Source organism: Aphanothece microscopica RSMan92, from assembly GCF_046613545.2.
GTDB lineage: Bacteria > Cyanobacteriota > Cyanobacteriia > PCC-6307 > Cyanobiaceae > NIES-981.
In genome coordinates this window covers 1-854 of record NZ_JBKKKY020000245.1, presented here as the reverse complement: position 1 = coordinate 854, position 854 = coordinate 1, and the positions used below count along the sequence as shown (strand labels likewise).

1 protein-coding gene is annotated in these 854 nt (G+C 71.7%); it reads right to left on the bottom strand.

Annotated features, from left to right (window positions below):
- Window positions 1-133 precede the first annotated feature (133 nt).
- A partial coding sequence (locus ACLD7X_RS17250) for a flagellin (protein ID WP_411424920.1) occupies window positions 134-854 on the bottom strand: 721 nt, incomplete at its 5' end.

Sequence of the window (854 nt, the reverse complement as noted above, 5' to 3'; positions counted from 1 at the left end):
GCAACGCGGGGCCCGGCCAAGCCGCCGGAACCACACGTCACGCCCCCATCATGGACGCCTGGGCTTAACCAGGGTTGAAGGCCGCACCCCTCCCGCGCCTTCGCCTCACCAGCCCGCCATGGACCCTGCCCGCTCATCGCAGCATGTCCGAAAGGGATAGCCGCGCGATCATGCCGGTCACCTCGTAGGATGCCTCCAGGCGGGACTGGACCTCCCGCAGCAGGGCCGAGGCCTCCGCCAGGTCCACCTCCTCGACGCTGCCGAGTTGGGTCCGCAGCGCAACCAGCGTATCGGCGTGGCGTTCCGCCGCCGCGGCGATGCGCTGCTGCGCCGTGCCCACCGCGCCCTGTTCGGCCGCCAGGCCTCGGGTCGCGCTGTTCAGCGTCGCGGTGATGCCATCAAGCAGCCCGGTCCAGCCATCGCCCATCTGCGCCTGCGCCGTCGTCACGGAGGCCAGCGTCGCCAGCCCGCGCAGCAATTGCCGGCCCCAGGAATCCGCCACCTCATCCGCCTGGTCGCGATGCGCGAAGACGCCGAAGGCGACACGCTCCCCATCCGCCACCTGCAAGGCGCGCCGGGTCTCCGTCGTCCCTTCCCCCTCCAGGAAGGTTGAGAAGGGCGTTGTCGCGGCATCGGTCGATGCCGCGTCGATCGCCGCCAGGACGGTCGCCGCATTGGTCTCGTCCAGCGTGCCGACCGCGGTCGCGATCGCCGCCGCCATCGGCCCGCCGACGATCCCCATGGCGTCCGTGACCGGGGGCGACATCACATCCGACCCGCCGAACAGGTATTCGCCGCCATGCTGCGTGTTCAGCAGCGCCGCGACTTCCGCAAGCGCAGCCTCCGCCGCCCGC